20 protein-coding genes are annotated in these 21,638 nt (G+C 69.8%); 8 read left to right on the plus strand and 12 right to left on the minus strand.

Annotated features, from left to right (window positions below):
• The coding region (locus tag V7D28_RS05530) for a threonine aldolase family protein (RefSeq protein WP_333586367.1) at positions 1 to 616 on the plus strand (616 nt) is incomplete at its 5' end.
• Here the strand turns inward: V7D28_RS05530 and V7D28_RS05535 are convergent.
• The 6 genes from V7D28_RS05535 to V7D28_RS05560 all read right to left on the minus strand — a co-directional run bounded on the left by V7D28_RS05535 (position 592) and on the right by V7D28_RS05560 (position 7,829).
• Complete coding sequence (locus tag V7D28_RS05535) at positions 592 to 2,286, minus strand: alpha/beta fold hydrolase (protein WP_333586368.1); 1,695 nt, start codon at positions 2,284 to 2,286, stop codon at positions 592 to 594. The genes V7D28_RS05530 and V7D28_RS05535 overlap by 25 nt on opposite strands.
• A gap of 121 nt (positions 2,287 to 2,407) precedes the next feature.
• The gene (locus V7D28_RS05540; RefSeq protein ID WP_333586369.1) at positions 2,408 to 3,403 is read right to left on the minus strand and encodes an NAD(P)H-dependent flavin oxidoreductase; all 996 of its coding nucleotides are present in this window, start codon (positions 3,401 to 3,403) and stop codon (positions 2,408 to 2,410) included.
• A gap of 86 nt (positions 3,404 to 3,489) precedes the next feature.
• Positions 3,490 to 4,446 (minus strand): acetyl-CoA carboxylase carboxyltransferase subunit alpha, encoded by a 957-nt coding sequence (locus V7D28_RS05545; RefSeq protein ID WP_333586370.1) that lies wholly within the window; start codon positions 4,444 to 4,446, stop codon positions 3,490 to 3,492.
• 104 nt (positions 4,447 to 4,550) lie between these two features.
• Positions 4,551 to 5,591, minus strand: coding sequence for a mechanosensitive ion channel family protein (locus V7D28_RS05550; RefSeq protein ID WP_333586371.1), 1,041 nt, complete (start codon positions 5,589 to 5,591; stop codon positions 4,551 to 4,553).
• A gap of 1 nt (position 5,592) precedes the next feature.
• Positions 5,593 to 6,513: a site-specific tyrosine recombinase XerD gene (locus V7D28_RS05555; RefSeq protein ID WP_333586372.1), complete on the minus strand. Its 921-nt coding sequence runs from the start codon at positions 6,511 to 6,513 to the stop codon at positions 5,593 to 5,595.
• Entirely contained in the window at positions 6,510 to 7,829 is a 1,320-nt protein-coding gene (locus tag V7D28_RS05560) for a hypothetical protein (protein WP_333586373.1), read from the minus strand. Before V7D28_RS05560 ends, V7D28_RS05555 begins: the two co-directional genes overlap by 4 nt.
• 115 nt (positions 7,830 to 7,944) lie before the next feature.
• Here V7D28_RS05560 and V7D28_RS05565 point away from each other — a divergent pair, with 115 nt between their 5' ends.
• From V7D28_RS05565 to V7D28_RS05585, 5 genes are all read left to right on the plus strand, one after another.
• The gene (locus V7D28_RS05565; protein WP_333586374.1) at positions 7,945 to 9,387 is read left to right on the plus strand and encodes a coniferyl aldehyde dehydrogenase; all 1,443 of its coding nucleotides are present in this window, start codon (positions 7,945 to 7,947) and stop codon (positions 9,385 to 9,387) included.
• A gap of 79 nt (positions 9,388 to 9,466) precedes the next feature.
• Positions 9,467 to 10,012, plus strand: coding sequence for a shikimate kinase (locus V7D28_RS05570; RefSeq protein ID WP_333586375.1), 546 nt, complete (start codon positions 9,467 to 9,469; stop codon positions 10,010 to 10,012).
• Complete coding sequence (aroB, locus tag V7D28_RS05575) at positions 10,009 to 11,136, plus strand: 3-dehydroquinate synthase (RefSeq protein ID WP_333586376.1); 1,128 nt, start codon at positions 10,009 to 10,011, stop codon at positions 11,134 to 11,136. Before V7D28_RS05570 ends, aroB begins: the two co-directional genes overlap by 4 nt.
• Positions 11,133 to 12,419: an HlyC/CorC family transporter gene (locus V7D28_RS05580; RefSeq protein WP_333586377.1), complete on the plus strand. Its 1,287-nt coding sequence runs from the start codon at positions 11,133 to 11,135 to the stop codon at positions 12,417 to 12,419. The genes aroB and V7D28_RS05580 overlap by 4 nt, the downstream gene beginning before the upstream one ends.
• A gap of 207 nt (positions 12,420 to 12,626) precedes the next feature.
• Positions 12,627 to 13,004 carry a response regulator gene (locus tag V7D28_RS05585; RefSeq protein WP_333586378.1) on the plus strand — a complete coding sequence of 126 codons (378 nt, stop codon included), beginning with the start codon at positions 12,627 to 12,629 and terminating at the stop codon, positions 13,002 to 13,004.
• Between the two features lie 28 nt (positions 13,005 to 13,032).
• Here V7D28_RS05585 and V7D28_RS05590 read toward each other — a convergent pair whose 3' ends face one another.
• From V7D28_RS05590 to V7D28_RS05605, 4 genes are read right to left on the minus strand one after another with little or no spacing between them, the layout of a single operon-like run.
• Positions 13,033 to 15,285, minus strand: coding sequence for a xanthine dehydrogenase family protein molybdopterin-binding subunit (locus V7D28_RS05590; RefSeq protein ID WP_333586379.1), 2,253 nt, complete (start codon positions 15,283 to 15,285; stop codon positions 13,033 to 13,035).
• Complete coding sequence (locus tag V7D28_RS05595; protein ID WP_333586380.1) at positions 15,285 to 16,238, minus strand: FAD binding domain-containing protein; 954 nt, start codon at positions 16,236 to 16,238, stop codon at positions 15,285 to 15,287. The genes V7D28_RS05590 and V7D28_RS05595 overlap by 1 nt, the downstream gene beginning before the upstream one ends.
• Positions 16,235 to 16,741, minus strand: coding sequence for a 2Fe-2S iron-sulfur cluster-binding protein (locus V7D28_RS05600; protein WP_333586381.1), 507 nt, complete (start codon positions 16,739 to 16,741; stop codon positions 16,235 to 16,237). Before V7D28_RS05600 ends, V7D28_RS05595 begins: the two co-directional genes overlap by 4 nt.
• Before the next feature lie 57 nt (positions 16,742 to 16,798).
• Positions 16,799 to 17,071 carry a BolA family protein gene (locus V7D28_RS05605; RefSeq protein ID WP_333586382.1) on the minus strand — a complete coding sequence of 91 codons (273 nt, stop codon included), beginning with the start codon at positions 17,069 to 17,071 and terminating at the stop codon, positions 16,799 to 16,801.
• A 53-nt stretch (positions 17,072 to 17,124) separates the two neighbouring features.
• Here V7D28_RS05605 and V7D28_RS05610 point away from each other — a divergent pair, with 53 nt between their 5' ends.
• A complete protein-coding gene (locus V7D28_RS05610; RefSeq protein WP_333586383.1) occupies positions 17,125 to 17,790 on the plus strand; it encodes a J domain-containing protein in 666 nt (221 codons plus the stop codon).
• Positions 17,791 to 17,813: 23 nt separating this feature from the next.
• The gene (locus V7D28_RS05615) at positions 17,814 to 19,058 is read left to right on the plus strand and encodes a serine hydrolase (protein ID WP_333586384.1); all 1,245 of its coding nucleotides are present in this window, start codon (positions 17,814 to 17,816) and stop codon (positions 19,056 to 19,058) included.
• Here V7D28_RS05615 and V7D28_RS05620 read toward each other — a convergent pair.
• Entirely contained in the window at positions 19,000 to 20,145 is a 1,146-nt protein-coding gene (locus V7D28_RS05620) for a mechanosensitive ion channel family protein (protein ID WP_333586385.1), read from the minus strand. The genes V7D28_RS05615 and V7D28_RS05620 overlap by 59 nt on opposite strands.
• 67 nt (positions 20,146 to 20,212) lie before the next feature.
• The coding region (locus tag V7D28_RS05625) for a TolC family protein (protein WP_333586386.1) at positions 20,213 to 21,638 on the minus strand (1,426 nt) is incomplete at its 5' end.

Raw genomic sequence — 21,638 nt, forward strand, 5'->3', positions numbered from 1 at the left:
CGCCCAGCCCCCCGCCGCCCTGTCCCTCACACAGGCCACCGAGTATGGAGCGCTCTATGATCTGCAGACCCTGGCCACGCTCACCCAGGCGGCGAAGGCCCGCGGGCTCGGGGTCCACCTGGACGGAGCGCGGCTGGCCAATGCGGCGGCGGCGGGCTTCGATCTTCGCCGTCTGAAGAGTCTTGAACTCGACCTGCTGGTCATCGGCGGGACCAAGGCGGGCATGACGCCGGCCGAGGCGATCGTGATCTTCCGCAAGGACCTGACCCGGCGCTTCGACGCCCGGCTGAAACAGTCGGGCCAGCTGCCGTCCAAGGGGCGGTTCTATGCAGCGCCCTTCCTGGGCATGCTGGAGACCGGCGCCTTCACCGCCAGGGCCGCCCACGCCAACGCCATGGCCGCGCGCCTGGCGGCGGCCTGCCCCTTCCCGATCACCCACCCGGTAGAGGCCAATGCGGTGTTCGTCGAGATGGATGATGCGCAGCTGACGGCCCTGCGCCGGGCGGGCTGGGCGGTCTATCGGTTCATCGACGGATCGGTGCGCTTAATGTGCTCCTGGGCGACGGAAGCCGAACAGGTGGACGCCCTGGCTCAGAGCCTCTTGGCGATCAGCTGAGCGGGATCCTCGGCCGCCAGCCAGGCCATCACCTCGGGCCAGTATTTCAGCGGCAGGAAGTGCCCCGTCCCCGGAACCTCCCGCAGGTGGATGTCGTCGCGACCAAGCCAGGCGACGAAGTCCCGGGCCCGGCCGGCCGGGTCGTCGGCCCCGTACCAGACGTGAAGGCGCGCTGTAAGCCCGTCCAGGTCCAGCCGCTCGGTGCGCGCCAACAGCGCTGTCTCCCGCGCAGCGCCCTTGGACGACCGCGACAGTGATTCCTGCATGTAGTCGTGGATGAAGTCGGCCACCGGCGGATGGCTTCGCAGATAGGACCGGTCGCTCTCCGCCGAGGCTGCGCTTCTCAGCATCTGCTCCACCTGGCGCGGGGACAGGCGCCGGCGCAGCAGGCTGTAGAGCGGTTCGGCCAGCCAACTCACCCGAACAAGGCGCCGCCGCAGCAGGACCATGGGATGGACCCGGTCGTCCTCGACCTCCGCCTGGGCTCCGGTCGAGCGTCCAGACGCCAGCAGGACATGGTCCACCTGCCGACCCATGGCCGAGGCATAGGCCAGGGCGAAGGGCGCGCCGTACATGAAGGCCGCCACCCGAACGCGGCCATGGCCCAGGGTGTCGGTGAGGTGGCGCATGTCGGCCGCGACGCCGGCGAAGCTGAGATCGGCGGGCGGATCGGAACGGCCCGTCCCAGGCCGCTCGGCCACGAGGATGCGCAATCCAAGGTCCCGCGCCAGAGCGTCGGAGCCGCGCGGCAGAAGGCTTGACCCCAGACCCTGGTGAAACAGGAGGCAGGGTCGACCGCCCGGGTCGCCATAGTCGCGATAGGCCAGGTTGCGGCCATCGGGCAGGCGATGGCTGAGAACGGGCGGCGCCGTGTCCTGCGCGCCGCTCTCGGTGGCCCTGACAGTGATGGCGGGGGCCGGTTGAAGGGAGCTGGTCAAGGCGCCCAACTGGGCCAGGGCCCGCACCAGATCGCTCTGGCGGCTCAGCCCCATCTTCTCGAACACCGCCCTCAGCTGGTTGCGCACCGTATTGAGGGAGACCCCCAGATCCTCGGCCGCCTCCTTGAGGGTGAGGCCATCCTTGAGCCGGGCCGCCAGGCGGGTTTCGGCCGGCGTGAGGCCGAAACTGTCCCGCAGGCTGCGCCAGAGGTGGTCGCTGGCCTCCAGGGCCGGGAAGATGATGGCCAGGGCGGCCCGTTCGGCGCCGTCCAGCCCCAGGAGCAGATTGGCCGGCGCCGCCGAGACCGGCGTCACATAGGCGAAGTGGGGGTCATCGTCCCTGGCCTGGACGAACTTGACGATAACCTGCCGCGCCTGGGGATCGGCCAGGCGGCGGCGCGCATCGGCCAGGGCCTCGTGATTGGCGGGATTGAAGAAGGTCAGGCCCCGGCTCTCGATCACGCCGAGCCGGTGGCGGAACACCGCCTCGCCGGCCGGGTTGGCGCCCACCACCGCGCCGCTGGGACCCAACAGGACCACGCCCAGTTCCGGCGGCGAAATACCGGAGGCCTCCTCCAGCCCAGGCAAGCGGGCCAGCAGGGCGGTCGCTTCGGGCGGCGCATCTGCGGCGCCGTCCACAGCGGAAATGATCTCCTCCCAGCGGTCAGGCTGGGCGGCCACCGCATAGAGGGTCTCGATCAGATGGGCGATATCGGCCTTGGGGGCGGCCACGGGCTTACGGATTTCACTGCGGACTGAGGCCGGAACCGTTGCGCGGGATTTGGCCTCTACTCAAGCTCCAAAGTCACGCGCGGGCCGCCAAAGGGGCGGCCTGCGCGTGGCCTCGAACCGGCTAGGCGGATGCCAGGGCGCGGGCGCCGACCATGCGCGCCAGCCGCGCCTGGATGATCTCCTCGGCCTCGCGGACGATGCGGCTCACCAGTTCCTGGCAGGTGGGAATGTCGTGGATCAGGCCCTGGACCTGGCCGGCCGACCAGATGCCGTGGTCGGGATCGCCGGTTTCATAGACCACCCGGCCTCGCGAACCGGCCACCAGTTCGCGCACATCCTCGAACTTGGCGCCGGAGCGTTCCAGCTCCACCACTTGGCGGCTGATGTCGTTGCGCGCCACCCGGCTGGTGTTGTGCATGGTGCGGAAGATGAGGTCTGTCTGGCGCTCGTCGTTCTCGACGATCTGGCGCTTCACATTCTCATGGATCGGGCTTTCCACCGTACACATGAAGCGCGTGCCCATATTGATTCCTTCGGCGCCCAGGGCGAGGGCGGCGGCCAGGCCGCGGCCGTCGCCGAAGCCGCCCGAGGCGATCATCGGGATCTTCACCTTGTCGGCGGCCGCCGGGATCAGGATCAGGCCGGGAACGTCATCCTCGCCCGGATGGCCGGCGCATTCGAAACCGTCGATGGAGATGGCGTCCACGCCCATGCGCTCGGCCGACAGGGCGTGGCGCACGGCGGTGCACTTATGCAGCACCAGGATGCCGTGCTTCTTGAACTCCTCCACATGCTCGGCAGGCTTGTTGCCGGCGGTCTCGACGATCTTGATGCCGGAATCGATGATGGCCTGGCGGTACTCGGCGTAGGGCGGCGGATTGATCGCCGGCAGGATGGTCAGGTTCACGCCGAAGGGCTTGTCGGTCAGGGCGCGGCAGCGCTCGATCTCCTTGACCAGGTCCTTGGGCGTGGGCTGGGTCAGCGCGGTGATGAAGCCCAAGCCCCCGGCATTGGCCACCGCGGCCACCAGCTCGGCGCGGCCCACCCACTGCATGCCGCCCTGCACGACCGGATGCTCGACGCCGAACATCTCGGTGAAACGGGTCTTCAAGGCCATCACGTCCTCCCAAACGATTGTTTGGACGCAATGAAGACCCTGGCGCGGGCCATGGCAAGCCGCGACCCGGCGTCAGGGGTGCGAGTCTAGAGGCCCGAGCGGCCGATGGCGTAGAAGCGTTCGGCGCGCCGCGCCCGCAGGCCGGCCGCAGACAGGCCCTGGAGAGCGTCCAGTTCCTCGGCGATGGCGTCGCCCAGGGTCGTGATCATGGTCGCCTTGTCGGAATGGGCGCCCCCGGGGGGCTCGGCCACGATGCGATCGACGATCTTCATCTTCAGAAGATCCTGGGCGGTGATCTTCATGGCCTTGGCCGCCTCCTCGGCGGTGCGGACGCCGCGCCAGAGGATGGAGTTGGCGCCTTCGGGCGAGATCACCGAATAGATGGCGTGCTCCAGGATCAACACCCGGTCGCCAGAGGCGATGGCGATGGCGCCGCCCGATCCGCCCTCGCCGGTCACCACGCAGATCATAGGCACGCCCAGGGTCAGGCAGCGCTGGGTGGAGCGGGCGATGGCCTCGGCCACGCCGCGCTCCTCGCTGCCCACGCCGGGATAGGCGCCGGCGGTGTCGATGATGCTGATCACCGGCAGATTGAAGTTCTCGGCCATGTCCATCAGGCGGATGGCCTTGCGATAGCCTTCGGGCCGGGTGGAGCCGAAGTTGTGCTTCACCCGGCTGGCGGTGTCGCGCCCCTTCTCATGGCCGATCATGACCACCGGCCGGCCGCGGAACCGACCAATGCCCCCCAGCAGGGCCTGGTCGTCGGCGAACTTGCGGTCGCCGCGCAGCTCGATGAAGTCCTCGATCAGCCCTTCGGCATAGTCCACGAAGTGCGGCCGTTCCGGATGGCGGGCGACCTGGGTCTTCTGCCAGGGGTCGAGCTTGGCGTAGGCCTTGACCCGCAGCTCGGCGGCCCGGGCGCGCAGGGCCTCGATCTCGGAATCCAGACCGCCGGCCTCGGACTCGGACAGGCGCTGCAATTCCTCGATCTTGGCTTCGAGTTCGGCGATGGGGCGCTCGAACTCGAGATAATGGGCGGCCATCAAGGTTCTCTTGTCGCTAGGAGATCGCGGAAAGCGGGGGAAATTAGGCGGGTTGGCGGAAGGTCACAAGGGCGCGGCTCAGAGGTCGGCCTTGGCGGGGCGCGTCAGGGCGGCCCTTCGGGGGGAAGAGCCTCGCCCTCTGCGCCGTCCTCGGGCTCCGGCTCGGGGATGGGGCGCTGGATGTCGGCCGCCGCGTCATTGGACGACAGGCCCGAGCGCGACTCGGGCGCAGGCCCGGCCTGTTCCGGCGGGGCCAGGCGCAGGGCGCGCAAGGCCGCCTCGCCTTCCTGATCGAACAGGGTGCGGATGCGCAGGTCGCGCTGCGGGAAGGGAATCTCGATCTGGGCGGCGCGCAGGGCGTCGTCGATGGCCCAGGTATAGGCCGCCTGGACGCCATTGGGCCGCTTGACCGCATTCAGGTCGGGCCAGACCAGCAGCTCGAAGTTCAGCGCCGAATCGCCGAACCCCACCAGCCAGACCTGGGACCTGTGGGCGTCGGATTCGGGCAGGGTGAAGGGCTGGGCGCGGGCGGCGGCCAGGACCACCTCGCGCACCTTGTCCTTGTCCACGCCGTAAGCGACGCTGAACGGGATGTGGATCCGGCGGGTCGCCCCATGCAGGGTCCAGTTGACCAGCGACTGTTCGATCAGCTGCGAATTGGGGACGATGATGTCGATATTGTCGTTGTTCCGCAAACGCGTGGCCCGCGGGCCGATCTCCTGGATCTGGCCGCGCCGCCCGCCCTCCAGCTCCACATAGTCGCCCACATTCACCGTGCGCTCGAAGATCAGCACGAGGCCGGAGACGAACTCCTTGACCACGCCCTGCAGGCCAAGGCCGATGCCCACCCCGATGGCGCCGGCGAAGAGGGCCAGGGTGGAGAAGTCGATGCCCACGGTGGAGAGGCCGGCCACAAAGCCGATGATCACCACCCCGTAGGTCACCAGCTTTTCGACGATATAGAGCGCCGCGCCCCCGAACCGCGCGCGACTGCGCAGGCGGCGCAGGGCCAGGGTGGCCAGTCGGGCCACTGTCAGGGCCACCAGGATGACCAGACCGCCGGCGATCAGGCCGCCCAGGGTCACCGGCGTGCGGCCGATGCTGAAGAGGATGAACTCGCTGATCTGGGACGTGTCGGTCTGCATGCTAGCGCTTACGCCCCAGGGGGTGCTTGGTTGCCACCACCTCGCTCAAATGGTCCTCGGCCAGGTGGGTGTAGATCTGGGTGGTGGCGATATCGGCGTGGCCAAGCAGGGTCTGGACCACCCGCAGATCGGCGCCCCCCTCCAGCAGATGAGTGGCGAAGGCGTGGCGCAGGACGTGCGGGCTCACCCGCGCCGGATCGACGCCGGCCGCGCGGGCGGCTTCATCCAGCAGCTGGGCGAAACGCCTGGGCGTCAGCCGCCCGCCGGCCCCGCGGGAGGGGAAGAGCCAGGGATTGGCGGCGTCGCCCTTGGGCAGGAAGGCCTTGCGGACCTCCAGATAGGCTTTCACCGCCGCGCGGGCCGCAATATTCAGCGGGGCCAGCCGCTCCTTGCCGCCCTTCCCCTTGACGATGAGATAGGCCGGGTCGCGGGCAAGCGCCGCCAGGGGCAGGGCCGTCAGCTCCGAAACCCGCAGGCCCGAGGCGTAGATCAGCTCCACCATGCAGGCCAGACGCAGGCCCTGGGCGCCGTCGCGACGGGCGGCCGCCGCCAGCAGGGCGTCCACCTCCTCGCGGCTGAGCACCTTGGGCAGGGCGCGGCCCTTGCGCGGGGCGTCCACCCGCCGGGAGGGGTCATCCTGACGCCAACCCTCCCCCAGGACGAAACGATAGAACTGGCGGACGCTGGCCCGACGCCTCGCCGCGGTGGACGCCGACAGGCCGCGGGCGGCGATGTCGGCGAAATAGGCCTCCACGGCCTCAGGCGCGGCGTCGGCGAGGCTGGCGCCTTGGCCGTCGAGAAAGGCCTGGGCGTCGGCCAGATCCTTGCCATAAGCCTTCAGGGTGTTCTGGGCCGCGGCCCGCTCCACCGACATCATTTCCAGGAAGGCCTCGATCCAGCCCTCGGCCTGAGCACGGCTCATCGCAGGGCCAGCAGGCCTTCCACCGCAAACTCCCGGGCATGGTCGTCCTGGCCCGCGGCGCGGAGCGCGCGGATAATCCGGGCGCGGTCGGCCGGCGAAGGCCCGGCCAGTCCGGCCTCGGCGCTGGTCCAGAGGGCCAGGAGGGCGGTCTCCCCGACCAGGCCCGCCTCGGCTGCCTGATCCATCGCGGCGAGCCTGGCCGGCGGCGCCTTTCCCTGGGCGATGGGGAAGGCGGCGAATTCCCCCCGGGCGTCGGCCCCGAAGGGCGTGCCCAGGGCGGCCAGGATGAGCGCGCCGTCCTGGGCCCGGCGGCGATCCCGGGCCTCGCCCACGCCGCCGCGCTCCACCAGTCGATCGAGGGTGGCGCGGTCCTGCCGGCCCCGGGCGGCGGCGATCAGGGCGTCCAGCAGGGCCAGGCCCAGCGCGTCCACCGGCTCGGCGTCCGGTTCGGCCAGAACGGCGCGCAGGTTTTCCGCAAGGTCGAGGTCGCCCTGGGCGAGGACGGCCACCGCCGCCGACAGGGGGCCAGACCCCGCCACGATGTTCCACGACGCCTCGCGGGGCGGCGCCTCTCCAGCAAGGGCGCGGGCTATGGCCGGCGGCGCCTCCACCGCGCTCAGTTCCAGGCCCAGCCGCCGGGACAGGGCGTAGTCCAGGCCGCCCCGCAGGGCGCCCGCCCCAGGCTCCGCACCGGTCAGGATCGCGCCCATGAGGCGCGCGAAGACCGCATCGCGGGCCACCCCCTGGGCCAGGTCATAGGTGAGTTGGGCGGCGGGCGTCTCACCGGCCTGGGCCTGACAGAAGGCCCGCAGGCGCAGCCAATAGACCTGGTCGCGATCCACGCTGAGCGCCCGGCCGATGTCGCAGGCGGCCTGATCCTCGCCCGCCAGCAGGGCCGCCTCCGCCGCCGCCCGCGACAGGGGTTCGCTGCGGGCGAGGCCGGCGGTGCGGCTAAGGATGGTGCGCGCCGCAGGCGTGTCGCCCAGGGCCATCAGCGCCTGCAGGCGCCGGGCGGCGACCTCGGGGTCGTCGCCCGCGCCCTCAGGGCCTCGGCCGCCGGCGGCCAGCAGGCGTCGGGCCAGGGCCTCGGCGGCCGGACTGAGAGGCCGCTCGGCCAACAGGGGAAGGACGGTTCGCAGGGTGCGGGCCGAGGCCTGATCCCAGAGGGTCTCAGCCAGGCCGGTGGGACGGCCCGAGGCGGAGAAGAAGTCCAGCGGCGGAAGGGCCGTGGCCTCCACCTCCTGGGCGCGGGCCGGGGCGCTGACGAGCAGGCCTGCGGCGAGGCCGGAAAGTATGAGGGCGCGAAGGGTCATCATGGCGCCACCATAGGCCAGCTTGGCCGCGGGTCATGCCCCCTGGCGCGAATTTGAGGTGACGGCCGTGGCGTCAACTGAGCTTCACTGCCGAACAAAGTTATCGGGAGGCCTGAAGATGAGCACCGCCGAACCCAGCCGCCAGGACATGCTGCGCATTCTGGAACGCCAGAAGGCCGCCCAGCTCGCCGAAGGTCCCCCCAGCGAGGCCCTGCGCGCCGAACGCCTGGATCGTTGCATCGCCCTGCTGGTGGACCATGCCGAAGCCATCGCCGATGCGGTGAACGAGGACTTCGGCTCCCGCTCGCGGGAGGCCACCGGCCTGACCGACATCTCGGCCTCCATCGGGCCGCTGAAACACGCCAAGGCCCATCTGCGGAAGTGGATGGCGCCGGAAAAGCGCAAGACCACGCCGGCCATCCTCGGCCTCTTCGGCGCCAAGGCTCAGCTCCAGTATCAGCCCAAGGGCGTGGTGGGCGTGATCAGCCCGTGGAACTTCCCGGTCAACCTGACCTTCGGGCCGCTGGCCGGGATCCTGGCGGCCGGCAACCGGGCCATGATCAAGCCGTCGGAATTCACGCCCAAGACCTCCGAGCTCATGAAGGCCATGTTCGCCAAGGCCTTCACCGAGGATGAGATCGCGGTGATCACCGGCGGCCCGGCCGTGGGCGAGGCGTTTTCCAGCCTGCCCTTCGACCACCTGATCTTCACCGGCGGCACCAGCGTGGCCCGGCATGTGATGCGCGCCGCAGCCGACAATCTGGTGCCCCTGACCCTGGAGCTGGGCGGCAAGAGCCCGGTCGTGCTGTCGGAGACCGCCGACCTGGAGGTGGCCGCCGCCCGGGTCATGGCGGGCAAGACGCTGAACGCCGGCCAGATCTGTCTGGCGCCCGACTATGTGCTGGCGCCCGAAGGCAAGGTCGAGGCCTTCGTGGACGCGGCCCGGGGCTCGGTGGAGAAGATGTTCCCCACCCTGCGCGACAATCCCGACTACACCGCCATCATCGCCCAGAAGCACTATGAGCGGATCACCGGCTATATCGACGACGCCCGCGCCAAGGGCGCCCGGATCGTGGAGCTGAACCCGGCGGGCGAAGACTTCCGCCAGCAGCCCCACCGCAAGATCCCCCCCACCCTGATCCTCGATCCCACCGACGACATGGCGGTCATGCAGGAGGAGATCTTCGGCCCCGTGCTGCCGGTGAAGACCTATCGCGGCGTCACCGATGCCATCGACTATGTGAACAGCCGCCCCCGGCCCCTGGCGCTCTACTGGTTTGGGACAGACGAGGCCGAGAAGGACCAGGTGCTGAGCCGCACCACCTCAGGCGGCGCCACCGTCAATGACGTGATCTTCCACGTGGCGCAGGAAGACCTGCCCTTCGGCGGGGTGGGTCCCGCCGGCATGGGCGCCTATCACGGCCATGACGGCTTCAAGGAGTTCAGCCATCGCAAGTCGGTCTACAGCCAGCTGAAGAAGGATATCGGCCCCCTGCAGCGGATGCGTCCGCCCTATGGGCCGGGGATCCGCGCCTATCTCAAGGGGTCGATCAAGGCCTGAGGCTTTCGGCGGGCGACTTCGGGGCGGCCCTCGGCGCAATTGGCGCAAGCCGCCCGGCTCGTGTAAAGCCTAGCTGCCCATGGACCGCTATGACCCTCTGAAGACCCGCACCATCGCCCTTGTGGGGCTGATGGGCGTTGGAAAATCCAGCGTCGGACGTCGACTGGCCAACGCGCTTGGCCTCGCTTTTCGGGACGCCGACGCCGAAGTGGAGGCGGCCGCCGGCCGCTCCATCAAGGAGATATTCGCCGAGCTCGGCGAGGCCGCCTTCCGCGACGGGGAGCGACGGGTGATCCAGCGCCTGCTGGAAGAGCCGCCCCATGTGCTGGCTACCGGCGGCGGCGCCTTCATGAACGACGAGACCCGGGCACTGCTCAAGGAAAAGGCGCTGATCGTCTGGCTCAAGGCGGACCTGGAACTGCTGGCCCGGCGGGTGGGTCGCAAGGATACCCGGCCCCTGCTCAAGGACGCCGATCCGCTCACCGTCCTGCGCGCCCAGGCGCAGGCGCGCTATCCCACCTATGCCGAGGCGCATGTGACGGTGGAGACCGGCGACACCCCCCATCATGTGACGGTCGGCCAGGTGATCGACGCCCTGCTGGCGCATCTGGAGGCCCAGCCATGATCACCACCGTCGAGGTCGGCCTGGGCGACCGGGCCTATCGCGTCCTGATCGGCGGCGGCCTACTGGACGCCGCCGGCGAGCACATCGCCCCGCTGCTGAAGCGCGGGCGCGTGGCCGTGGTCAGCGACGAGACCGTCTGGGCGTTGCATGGCGCGCGGCTGACCCAGGGCCTGGGCCGGGCCGGCGTCACAGCCATTCCGATCCTGGTCCCCCCCGGGGAAGGCTCCAAGAGCTTCGGCATGCTGGCCAGGCTCAGCGACGACCTGTTGGCTTTGTCGCTGGATCGCGGCGACATGATCGTCGCCTTCGGCGGCGGGGTGGTGGGCGACCTCGCCGGCTTCGCCGCGGCCATCTACAAGCGCGGCATCGACTTCATTCAGATCCCCACCACGCTGCTGGCCCAGGTGGATTCGTCCGTCGGCGGAAAGACCGCCATCGATACGGCGCGGGGAAAGAACCTGATCGGCGCCTTCCATCAGCCCAGGCTGGTCCTGGCCGACCTGGACGTGTTGTCCACCCTGACCGACCGGGAGATGCGCGCCGGCTATGCCGAGGTGCTCAAGTACGGCCTTCTGGGGGACTTCGACTTCTTCCAGTGGCTGGAGATCAACGCCGCTCAGGTCCTGGCCCGCGAGCCCGAGGCCCTGGCCCGGGCGGTGGCCCGTTCGGTGGAAATGAAGGCGCAGATCGTGGCGGAGGACGAGCGGGAATCCGGCCGTCGCGCCCTGCTCAATCTTGGTCACACCTTCGGCCACGCCCTGGAAGCCGAGACCGGCTATGGTCATGAGCTGCTGCATGGAGAAGGCGTGGCGATCGGCATGGCCCAGGCCTTCCGGTTTTCCGCCCGCCAGGGACTCTGCCCGCAACAGGACGCCGAGCGGGCCCAGGCCGCCATCGCCACAGCCGGCCTGCCCACCCAGATGCGCCAGGCGCCGGGCGGCCCGTTCAGCGTTCAGGCCCTGCTGTCGCACATGGCGCAGGACAAGAAGGCTGAGGGCGGTCGCCTGACCTTCATCCTGGCCCGCGCCCTGGGCGAGGCCTTCGTGGCCAAGGAGGTCGAGGCCGCCGCCGTGCGCGACTTCCTGATCGAGGACGGCGCATCGCAGGACGAGGCCGCCGCATGATCACCGCCATTCTGATCGGCCTGGCGCCGGCGATCCTGTTCCTGCTGTTCTGCTCGGCCATGATCTCGGGCACCGAGACGGCGATGACGGCCGCTAGCCGCAGCCGGATGCACAAGCTCGAGCGGGACGGCGACAAGGCCGCCGCCCGGGTCAACCGCCTGATCGGCGACCAGGAGAAGATGATCGGGGCGATCCTTCTCTCCAACAACGCCATCAATATCGGCGCCTCCGCCCTGGCCACCACGGTGCTGTCGGCCGCCCTGCCCGGCCCCACAGGCGCCCTCATCGCCACGGCCATGATGACCGCCTTGGTGGTCATCTTCGCCGAGATCCTGCCCAAGACCCTGGCCATCGCCCGGCCCGATCAGGCCGCCCGCGCCCTGTCCATTCCGGCGACGTGGATCGTGCAGATCTTCGGGCCCATCGCCTCGGGCGCCCAGTGGGTGGTGCGGATGACCCTGCGGCCCTTCGGCATACGGCTCGATATGGAGACCGATGTGCTGGCGGCCCATGAGGAGATCCGCGGCGCGGTGGAGTATCACCACTCCGAAGGCCTGGTGGAGAACCGCGACCGCCTGATGCTGGGCGGGGTCCTGGACCTGGCCGAGATGGATGTCGGCCAGGTGATGGTGCACCGCAAGTCCATCGCCATGGTGGATGCGGGCCTGCCGGTGCGGGAGTTCGTGGCCGCCGTGCTCGACAGCGCCCATACGCGGATGCCGATCTACAAGGACGACCCCGAGAATATCGTGGGCGTCATGCACGCAAAGGACCTGCTGCGCGCCCTGGCTCAGGCCGACGGCGACATGGAGCGGCTGGACGTGCTCTCCTTCGCCCGGGAACCCTGGTTCATTCCCGACACCACCAATCTGAAGGATCAGCTCAACGCCTTCCTGAAGCGCCACACCCACTTCGCCCTGGTGGTGGACGAATATGGCGGGCTGAAGGGCCTCATCACCCTCGAGGACATCCTCGAGGAGATCGTCGGCGAGATCGAGGATGAGTACGACGTCACCGTCCCCGGCGTACGGCCGCAGCCTGACGGCTCAGTGAATGTGGACGGCTCAGTGCCGATCCGCGACCTGAACCGGGCCATGGACTGGGACCTGCCCGACGAGGATGCCGTCACCGTGGCGGGACTGGTGATCCATGAGGCCCAGACCATTCCGCGGGTGGGTCAGAGCTTCATCTTCCACCGGCACCGCTTCCAGATCGTGCGGCGCGAGCGCAACCAGATCACCGCCCTGCGGGTCTCTCCCCCCATTGAGGTGGTGGCCGAGTAGCGCGCGTCGCCGCTGCGGAAGAAAAATCTCACGCTGCAGGGAACCAATAACACCCCAGGCCGTTCAGCGGGGCTGAACAAGGGGAGGTTCAATGTCGGCACAGGGTGAGAGAGGCTGGAAACCAGCCGCCAAGGTCGCGTCTGCTTTGCTTTCCTTGAATGATTGCTGCAAGACTGTGCCTCAGAAGCGCTCTGAGGAGTCATTTTCATGACCGAGACCCCCCGCCTTGACGGACTGCGCGTTCTTGTCGTCGAGGATGAGATGATGGTCTCGATGCTCATCGAGGACATGCTGGCCGACATGGGCTGCAAGGTCGTGGGGCCGGCTTCGCGCCTGGACGAGGCCATCGCCCTGGTGGGCGACGCCGAGCTCGACTGCGCGGTCCTCGACGTCAATCTCGGCGGCCAGCCCATCTTCCCCCTGGCCGATATCCTGCGGGAAAAGGGTGCGCCCTTCGCCTTCGCCACCGGCTATGGCGACGCGGGCCTGCGCGACGTGGACAAGGGCACCCCGGTTCTCCAGAAGCCGTTCCGCGAGAGCGACCTGGCCCGCATTCTGAGCGAGCTGCGCGCCAAGGTCGGCTGACCGCGTCTGCGTTTCCCTTGAAGGGGGCTTAGGGCAGGGCGGCCAGAACCTTTTCAGGGGTGAGCGGATAGTCGCGCACCCGGGCGCCGCAGGCGTTGTAGATGGCGTTGGCGATGGCCGCGCCCGCGCCGGCTATGCCCAGTTCGCCGACGCCCTTGATCCCCAGCGGATTGGCCTTGTCGTCCACCTCGTCCAGGAACATGGCCGACAGATCGGCGATGTCGGCATGGGCCGGCACGTGATAGCCCGCCAGATCCTGGGCCAGGAACGAGCCGTAGCGGGGGTCGACCTCGTTATATTCGTGCAGGGCCGTGCCGACCCCCCAGATCATGCCGCCGGTGATCTGGCTCATGGCCGTCTTGGCGTTCAGGATTCGCCCGGCGGCGAAGACTCCGAACATGCGCCGAAGCCGGGTTTCGCCGGTGTCGGGATCCACCCCCACCTCGGCGAAATGGGCGCCATAGGTGTGCTGGGAATAGTCCCGGGCGTCGGCGGCGGGGCTGATGGAGCCCTCCACATAGACGCCGTCCGGCGCAGCCCGGGCCACCAGGACGCCGATCGGCTCGGCGCGGTTGTCCACGGCGATGTTGCCATTGGCGAAGGTGACAAGCTCCGGATCATCGCCGAACAGGGGCGAGTTGGGATCGCCCACCGCCAGTTCGGCCAGGGCCTTGCGCAGGTTCATGCCCGCGGCGAAGGCCGCCGAACCCGCCGTGGCGGCCCCGAACTGACCGCCCGAGCCGGGCGCCGGGGGGAAATCGGAGTCGCCCAGCTCCACCCGCACCTGCTCCAGCGGCACGCCAAGGGTCTCGGCGGTGATCTGGGCCAGGATGGTGTAGGTGCCGGTGCCGATGTCGGTCATGCCCTGGCGCAGGGTGATGATCCCTTGGGCGTCGGCCAGGACGCCGGCCTTGGCCGGCAACAGGAAGTTCCCCCGGATGGCCGCAGCCATGCCCAGGCCCACCAGCCAGCGCCCGTCGCGCACCTGGCCCGGCCGGGGATTGCGCCGCTCCCAGCCGAAACGCTGGGCGCCTTCGGTCATGCAGCGGACCAGCTGACGGGTGGAGAAGGGCTTGCCGGTCTCAGGATCGACTTCGGGTTCATTGCGTAGGCGCAGCTCGATGGGATCGAGGCCGAGCTGTTCGGCCAGTTCGTCCATGGCGCATTCCAGGCTGAGCATGCCGGACGCCTCTCCCGGGGCGCGCATGGCGCCGGCGGCGGGAATGTCCAGCTTCACCAGGCGGTGGCCGGTCAGCCGGTTGGGGGCGGCATAGAGACTGCGGGAGAAGTTGGCCGCGTGCTCGGTGAAGGGCGCCTCGCGCCGGCAGTGGGTGACGGCCTCCAGGGCGAAGGCCTCCAGCCGGCCGTCCTCGGCGGCGCCCAGCCGGACCCGCATCTTCACCGCCGGGCGGTGGATGGTGGCCTGCATCATCTGCTGGCGGGTGTAGGCGATCTTCACCGGCCGCCCGAGCGCGCGGGCCGCCAGGGCCGAGAGCGTCAGGTCGTCATAGGACTGGCCCTTCCCCCCGAAGCCGCCGCCGATATAGCGCGTCAGCAGCCGCACATTCTGGGACGGGATCATCAGGGTTTCGGCCAGGGCGTGCTGGCCGCCCTTCACCATCTGGATCGAGGTGTGGACCGTCACCTGGTCGCCCTCCCACCAGGCGGTGGTGGCGCAGGGCTCCATCTGGGCGTGGTTCTGGATCGGGCTGGAATAGGTTTCGTCCAGCTTCACCGCGGCCTTGGCAAAGGCGCCTTCGAAGTCGCCCACCCGGACGTCGTCCTCGCCCTCGGGCTGCTCGCCCTTGTCGAGCAGGTGATCGAAGTCGAGATCGGCGTCCTGGCGATCGAACTCGAACCGGATCAGGGCGGCCGCGGCGCGGGCGTTTTCCAAGGTGTCGGCGACCACGAAGCCGATGTGCTGGCCGAAATGCTCGATGGTCGCGTCGGCCAGGGCCGGGTTGGAGCCCCGCTGGCTGCGGGGATTGGCCTTGGCGCCGCGCGGCGCCTGGGCCGGCGCATTCTGGTGCGTCCAGACCAGCAGCACGCCCGGCGCGGCCTGGGCGGCGGCGATGTCGGCCGAGACCACCCGCCCCCGCGCCACCGGCGACCCCACCAGAAATCCGTAGACCGGCCTGGAGGGCGCCTCCACCTCATAGGCATAGGGCGCCTGGCCGGTGACCTTCAGGCGGCCCTCATAGCGATCGACGCCCTTGCCGATCAGGCCGCTGCGGTTGTCGCTGATGGGGGTCGGCGCCGCCCAGTCCTTTACAGAGCTCATCAGCCCCTCCCCGCGCGCGTGGCGTCCAGGCTGACCGCGCCCAGCCGGCCCATGAGTTTCGACTTGAAGTCATTGCGTCCGTCCAGGCGCGCGCCGGCCAGTTCGGCGGCCATGGCCTCGGCGGGGGCGGCGCCGGCGGCCAGGGCCGCCTCGGCCGCCTGGGCGCGCCAGGGCTTGTGGGCCACAGCGCCCAGGGCGATCCGCCCTCCCGCCACGGCCACGCTGCCGATGGCGAAGGCGTAGGAGGCCCGTTCGCGGGCCTTGCGATAGATCTGGCTCGCGGGCGGCGGCGCCGGCGGCAGGACCACGGCGGTGATCATCTCGCCCGGCGACAGCTCGGTCTCCACATGGGGCGTCTCTCCCGGCAGGCGATGCAGGCTCTCCACCGCCAGGGTCCGTGACCCGCCGTCGGCCGAGCGCGTCTCCACCTGGGCGTCCAGGGCGCTCAGGGCCACGGCCATGTCCGAGGGATGGACGGCCACGCAGGCCTCGCTGGCCCCGAAGATCGCCGTATTGGCGCTGATCCCGCCGATGGCCGCGCAGCCGGCGCCGGGCTTACGCTTATTGCAGGGCTTGGACGTGTCGTAGAAGTACGGGCACCGGGTGCGTTGCAGCAGGTTCCCGCCCGTGGTGGCCTTGTTGCGCAGCTGACCGGAGGCGCCGGAAACGATGGCCTGGACCAGGGCGGGATAGCGCGTCCGCACCCGCATATCGGCCGCCACCTGGCTGTTGGTGGTCATGGCGCCCAGACGCAGCCCGCCCTCGGCCGTCTCCTCGATGGCGGCGAGCGGCAGGCGGGACACGTCCACCAGATGGGCCGGCTGCTCGATCTGCAGCTTCATGAGATCGACGAGATTGGTCCCGCCGGCGATGAACTTGGCGTCGGGCCGACCGGCCACGGCGGCCAGGGCGGACTCCAGATCGCTCGCCCGCTCATAGGTGAACGCCTTCATGCCGCAGCTCCCGAAGCGGCGCGGATGGCGGCCACGATCTGGGGATAGGCCGAGCAGCGACAGATATTGCCGCTCATGCGCTCGCGAATCTCTTCATCCGACATGGCGGGCGTCGCGGCCACCTGTGGATCGGCGTGGCTGGGCCAGCCCTGGGCGACCTCGTTCAGCATGCCCAGCGCCGAGCAGATCTGGCCCGGCGTGCAATAGCCGCACTGGAAGGCGTCATGCTCCAGGAAGGCGGCCTGCAGGGGATGGAGGTTCTCTGGGTCGCCCAGGCCTTCGATGCTGGTGATCTCGTCGCCCTCATGGCTGACCGCCAGGGAGAGGCAGGCGTTGATCCGCGTCCCGTTCACCAGGACGGTGCAGGCGCCGCACTGGCCATGGTCGCAGCCCTTCTTGGAGCCCTTCAGGTCGAGCCGCTCGCGCAGGGCGTCGAGCAGGGTCGTGCGCGGATCAAGGTCGAGCGTGACCGCTCGTCCGTTGACGGTGAAGCTGGTCTGCAACAGGCGTCTCCCCAAACGCCGGGCGGAGGCCGCCCGATCAGAAATCTTTAGTCCGGCTCAGGCTTCGCCGGGCGCCAAGGCCTTGACCGACAGCGCATGCACCGGCCCGGCCAGTTCCTCGGCCAGGGCGCGATAGACCATTCGCTGGCGAGCGACCTTGGGCGCGCCGGCGAAAGCCTGCGCCTCGATCACGACGTTGAAATGGCTTTCGCCCCCCGGGCGCGCGCCCGCATGGCCGGCATGGCGTGAGGACTCGTCCTGAATCTCCAGGCGCGAGGGGTCGAAGGCCTCGGTCAGCTTTGTGTGGATGGCATCAAATATGGCGCCCATCGCGCTTATCTTCAATTCTTCAAATGCGGCGTCTCTGCCCCCATACTTGGGGCATGGCCGGCGCGTTTCAATACAAGCCCAAGTTCGTCGACATCCGCGTGCGCCCCCCCAAGGCGGGCGAAGCGGAGCAGGCCGATGATGTCTATGCCCTGAAGCCCGGCGAGCGGCGCTGTGATCACCCGGAATGCTCCATGCCCGCCAGCGCGCGGGCGCCCAAGTCTCGCGACCTGATGAACGAGCACTACTGGTTCTGCCAGCCCCACGCTGCGGAATATAATCGCAACTGGAACTTCTTCGCCGGCATGAGCGAAGGCGAGATCCGCGCCCGCCAGGAAGCTGAGCAGACCACGGGCGGACGGCCCACCTGGGACTTCAAGGCCAGCCGAATGTCCCGGGAGGCGGCGAGCTTCACGGCGTCCTTCAGCCGGGGCAAGGGCGGCTATCAGGACCCCTTCAACATGTTCGGCCACGGCGGCTTCGGCCCGGGCGCGAGCAAGCCCGCCCCGGAGCCGGCCCGACGGCTGGGCAAGCTTGAGCGAAACGCCCTGGCGGACCTGGATCTGGACGAGAACGCCGAGGGGCCGGCCATCCGCGCCCGCTACACCGAGCTGGTGAAACGCTGCCATCCGGACGCCAATGGCGGGGACCGGTCGGCCGAACACAAGCTGCAGCGGGTGATCAAGGCCTATCAGGCGCTGCGCAAGGCCGGCATGGTCTAGAGGGACGACAAGGGGGACCACAGGTGCAGGGGGAGGACTTCTCGGTCGAGGCCGCGCGGCTCAGGCGGGAGGATCGCAGGCGAGCCCGCCGCCACGCCCGCCGCCGGGCGGTGAAGGCCCTGGCCCTGTCCACCCTGGCGGTCTGCCTGCTGGGCCTGGGCTGGCTCACCCCTCTGCCCGCCACCCCGGGCGCAGGCGAGGCCGATCAGGCCGACTGGATCGGCCTGACGCTGCGCAAGGGGCCGCCGGCCGCGCCCGGACCCTTGCAGATCCACCTGGAGAACCTCGCCCTGGCCTTTCCCGGCCGGGCCGGCATCGCGGTGCGCGACGTCTCGGCCGACTGGACGGCGGGCGTCGATCTGGAAAGCCCTTATCCCCAGCAGAGCGTCAGCAAGCTCTGGGTGGCGCTGAGCGTCCTCGACGCCGTGGATCGCGGAGAACTTCGCCTGGACGATACGGTGCTGGTCCGACGGGAGGACCTCTCCATCTTCCACCAGCCCCTGCGCGAAAAGGTGGGCCGCGGGACCTATCGCACCCAGGTCATGGCGCTGCTGGAGAATTCGACCACACTCAGTGACAACGCCGCCAATGACGTGCTGATGCGCCTGGTGGGCGGCCCCGACCGGGTGCGCGCCGTCATGGGCGAGAAGGCCCTGGACGGCATCGGCTTCGGCGATGAGGAACGCTTCTTCCAGACCGCCATCGCCGGCCTGGACTGGCGGCCGGACTTCTCCTTCGGTCAGAGCTTCTGGCGCGCCCGGGAATCCATGCCCCAGGGCCGGCGCCTGGCCGCCCTGGAGGCCTATCTGGCCGACCCGCCCGACGGCGCGACGCCGGGCGCGGTGACGGCGGCCCTGGACCGGCTGGCCTCCGGCGAACTGTTGGGCGCCGACGCCACGGAGCAGCTGCTGACCCTCATGGCCGCGAGCCGGACGGGTCCCAAGCGCCTGGGCGGCGGCCTGACGGAGGGTTGGTCCCTGGCCCACAAGACCGGCACCGGCCAGGTGATGGGCGCCCGCGCCACGGGCTACAACGATGTCGGCCTGCTCACAGCTCCGGACGGCCGGGTCTATGCGGTGGCGGTGATGATCGCCGAAACCACCGCGGCCGTACCCGAACGCCAGGCCCTGATGCAGGCGGTGACGCGGGCTGTCATCGACCACCATGCGGGCCGCGATCCAGGCGCTGCGCCCCCGGACGACTTCCAGTTCATCCCAGGGGACCAGCAGACCGCGGCGCTTGATCTGCGCCCTGCGGCCCGGCCGTGACATCCTGGAAGGGCTGGTTGGGCTCCTCGCCCAGTTCCAGCCGGTCCCGGGGCAGGACATGAGGCATTTCCGCCTGCAGAAAGGCGATCATCTTCTCCCGCACCTCGCACCGCAGATCGAAGGTCTGGCCGGCGTTGCGCGCGCTGACCAGGCAGCGGATCTGCATGGTGCGCTCAAAGAGCTCGGTCACCGCGAGATTGACCACCTGCCCGTCCCACAGGGGTGAGCCCCGCGCGATCTCTTCCAGCTTGGCCCGCAGCACTGGCACCGGGGCGCGGTAGTCCACATAGATCAGGGCCGTGCCGATCAGGGAGGCGGTCTCCCGCGTCCAGTTCTGGAACGGGTTCTGGATGAAGTAGGTGAGCGGCAGCACCATGCGGCGCCAGTCCCAGAGGCGGACCACCACATAGGTGGAGGTGATCTCCTCGATCTGGCCCCACTCGTTCTCGACGATCACCGCATCGTCGATGCGGATGGGCTGGGTGGTGGCGATCTGAACGCCAGCGATCAGATTGGTCAGGAAGGGCTGGAGGGCGAGGCCCGCGATGATGCCGGCCGCGCCGGCCGAGGCCAGCAGGCTGACTCCATACTGCCGCACGCCCGGAAACGTCATCAGGGCCAGGCCCGTGGTGAGGACAAGGATCAGTATGGTCCCGGATCGCGTGAGAATGCGGATCTGGGTGACGTGTTTTCGCGCCACCAGATTGTCGTCCACGTCCAGCTTGAAGCGGCGGGTATAGGCCAGACTCCAGATGTCGAGCGCCGTCGCCGCGGTCCAGCCCAGGAAGACGACCACGCCCAGGGCCAGGGTGCGGCGGATGGCTTCCTGGCCGGCCTCGCCAATGGGGGCGAGGCTTGCGCCGAACCCCAGTCCCAGCAGCAGGGCGGCCAGGCGGGTGGGGCGGCGAACCTTGGCGATCAGCGTGGCCCAATAGGCGCTGCGGCGATTGAGCAGGCTGCGCACGAGCCGGGCGGCCAGGGCGTGCAGCATGACCGCCAGCAGGGCGCAGAGGACGATCACCGCCAGGTGGATGATCCAGATCGGCGCCCAGGCGGGCCGATAGGTCTCGATAAGGTCGGCCACCATGGGTGATCCCCGCCGCGCGTCGTCCGCTCTCTGAACGCGGCAGGCGGGGATTGGATCGCAGCGGAGTTTAAGGGTTGAGACCTTCCCAACCGCCGCCCAGGGCGCGGAACAGGGCGATCTGCCCGCCGGCCACCTGCGCCTCAGCCTGGGCCAGCTCCGCCTGGAGGCCGGCCTCGGTGCGCTCTGCGTCCAGCAGGGTCAGGAAGCTGTCCACCCCGGCGTCATAACGCAGGCGCGAAAGACGCGCGGCGCGCGCGCCCTCTTCGGCGGCCCGTTGCAGGGCCGCCCGCCGTTCCAGGTTGCGGGCGTGCTGGATGAGCGCGCTCTCGGTTTCCTGAAGGGCGTTGAGCTGGGTCTGTTCGAACCGGGCCAGGGCGGCCTGGGCGCCCGCGTCGGCCTGGGCGATCCTCGCCCGGGCGGCGAGGATATTGGGGAAACTCCAGCTGATCAGCGGGCCGACGCTGAAGCTGTAGTCATCCCCCAGATCGCCGGCCTCGCGGGCCTGGGTGCTGATAGCGCCGCCCAGGGTGACGGAGGGATAGAGGCTGGCCGTGGCCACCCCGATCCGCGCCGTCGCCGCGGCCAGGCGGCGTTCGGCCTCCCGCACATCGGGGCGACGGGCCAGGAGCGCCGCGCCGTCCCCCACAGGGATCGCCGTCCGGACCTCGGGAACCGAACGGCAGGCCAGGACGTGGGCGGGCGCCTCGGCCGGGGGCCGGCCGGTGAGCACGGCCAGCCGGAAGAGGGCGCTGTCGCGCTGAGCCTCCAGGGGCGGCACAGACGCCCGGGTGCTTTCCAGCTGGGCGCGGGCGCGGGCCACGTCGAGGCCTGCGCCGCGGCCCAGGTCCAGCTGGGCCTGGGTGACATCGAAGGTGTTCTGCTGCAGCTCGAGGGTGCGGCGGGCGGTGTCGATCTGCAGATTGGCCGCGCAGATGTCCGCATAGGCGCGGGCCGTCTCGGCGACGACCGAAATCCGCGCCGAATCCAGCAGGGCCTGGGCGGCGGCCGTGTCGGCCCTGGCGGCCTCCAGGGCGCGCCGCACCCGGCCGAAGAGATCCACCTCATAGGCCGCCTCGAAGCCGAGGCTGAAGGCGTCGTCCTCGGCGAACCGGCCCGTGGTCGCGTCCTGGGCCCGGACCCGGGCGGCCTGGCCCGAGACGGTGGTGGACGGCAGCAGGCCCGAGCGGGTCTCCGACAGGCTGGCGCGCACCTGGGCCAGATTGGCGGCGGCCGCGGCGATGTCGCGGTTGGCCGCCAGGGCCTCGCCCACCAGACCGTCGAGCACGGGATCTTGGTAGAGCTTCCACCAGTCCTGGGAGGCGGTCGCGGGCTCGAAGAGACCGGCCTCGGCTGAGACGAAGGGACCGGCCTCGGCCGTGCCCGCCACAGGCGGCTTATAGGTGGGTCCCGCGGCGCAGGCCGAGAGAAGGGCGGCCGCGGACGCCAGGGTGGCGATACGAAGCGCGATCACGAGCGCACCTCCGGAGCTTGGG

It is taken from the genome of Phenylobacterium sp., from assembly GCF_036723115.1.
Lineage (GTDB): Bacteria > Pseudomonadota > Alphaproteobacteria > Caulobacterales > Caulobacteraceae > Phenylobacterium.

Coding starts and splice junctions, on each gene's coding strand:
- V7D28_RS05590 (WP_333586379.1), bottom strand. CDS start 15,285: ATGAGCTCTGTAAAGGACTGGGCGGCGCCGACCCCCATCAGCGACAAC.
- V7D28_RS05585 (WP_333586378.1), top strand. CDS start 12,627: ATGACCGAGACCCCCCGCCTTGACGGACTGCGCGTTCTTGTCGTCGAG.
- V7D28_RS05545 (WP_333586370.1), bottom strand. CDS start 4,446: ATGGCCGCCCATTATCTCGAGTTCGAGCGCCCCATCGCCGAACTCGAA.
- V7D28_RS05565 (WP_333586374.1), top strand. CDS start 7,945: ATGAGCACCGCCGAACCCAGCCGCCAGGACATGCTGCGCATTCTGGAA.
- V7D28_RS05620 (WP_333586385.1), bottom strand. CDS start 20,145: ATGGTGGCCGACCTTATCGAGACCTATCGGCCCGCCTGGGCGCCGATC.
- V7D28_RS05580 (WP_333586377.1), top strand. CDS start 11,133: ATGATCACCGCCATTCTGATCGGCCTGGCGCCGGCGATCCTGTTCCTG.
- V7D28_RS05570 (WP_333586375.1), top strand. CDS start 9,467: ATGGACCGCTATGACCCTCTGAAGACCCGCACCATCGCCCTTGTGGGG.
- V7D28_RS05610 (WP_333586383.1), top strand. CDS start 17,125: ATGGCCGGCGCGTTTCAATACAAGCCCAAGTTCGTCGACATCCGCGTG.
- aroB (WP_333586376.1), top strand. CDS start 10,009: ATGATCACCACCGTCGAGGTCGGCCTGGGCGACCGGGCCTATCGCGTC.
- V7D28_RS05595 (WP_333586380.1), bottom strand. CDS start 16,238: ATGAAGGCGTTCACCTATGAGCGGGCGAGCGATCTGGAGTCCGCCCTG.
- V7D28_RS05560 (WP_333586373.1), bottom strand. CDS start 7,829: ATGATGACCCTTCGCGCCCTCATACTTTCCGGCCTCGCCGCAGGCCTG.
- V7D28_RS05550 (WP_333586371.1), bottom strand. CDS start 5,591: ATGCAGACCGACACGTCCCAGATCAGCGAGTTCATCCTCTTCAGCATC.
- V7D28_RS05540 (WP_333586369.1), bottom strand. CDS start 3,403: ATGGCCTTGAAGACCCGTTTCACCGAGATGTTCGGCGTCGAGCATCCG.
- V7D28_RS05605 (WP_333586382.1), bottom strand. CDS start 17,071: ATGGGCGCCATATTTGATGCCATCCACACAAAGCTGACCGAGGCCTTC.
- V7D28_RS05555 (WP_333586372.1), bottom strand. CDS start 6,513: ATGAGCCGTGCTCAGGCCGAGGGCTGGATCGAGGCCTTCCTGGAAATG.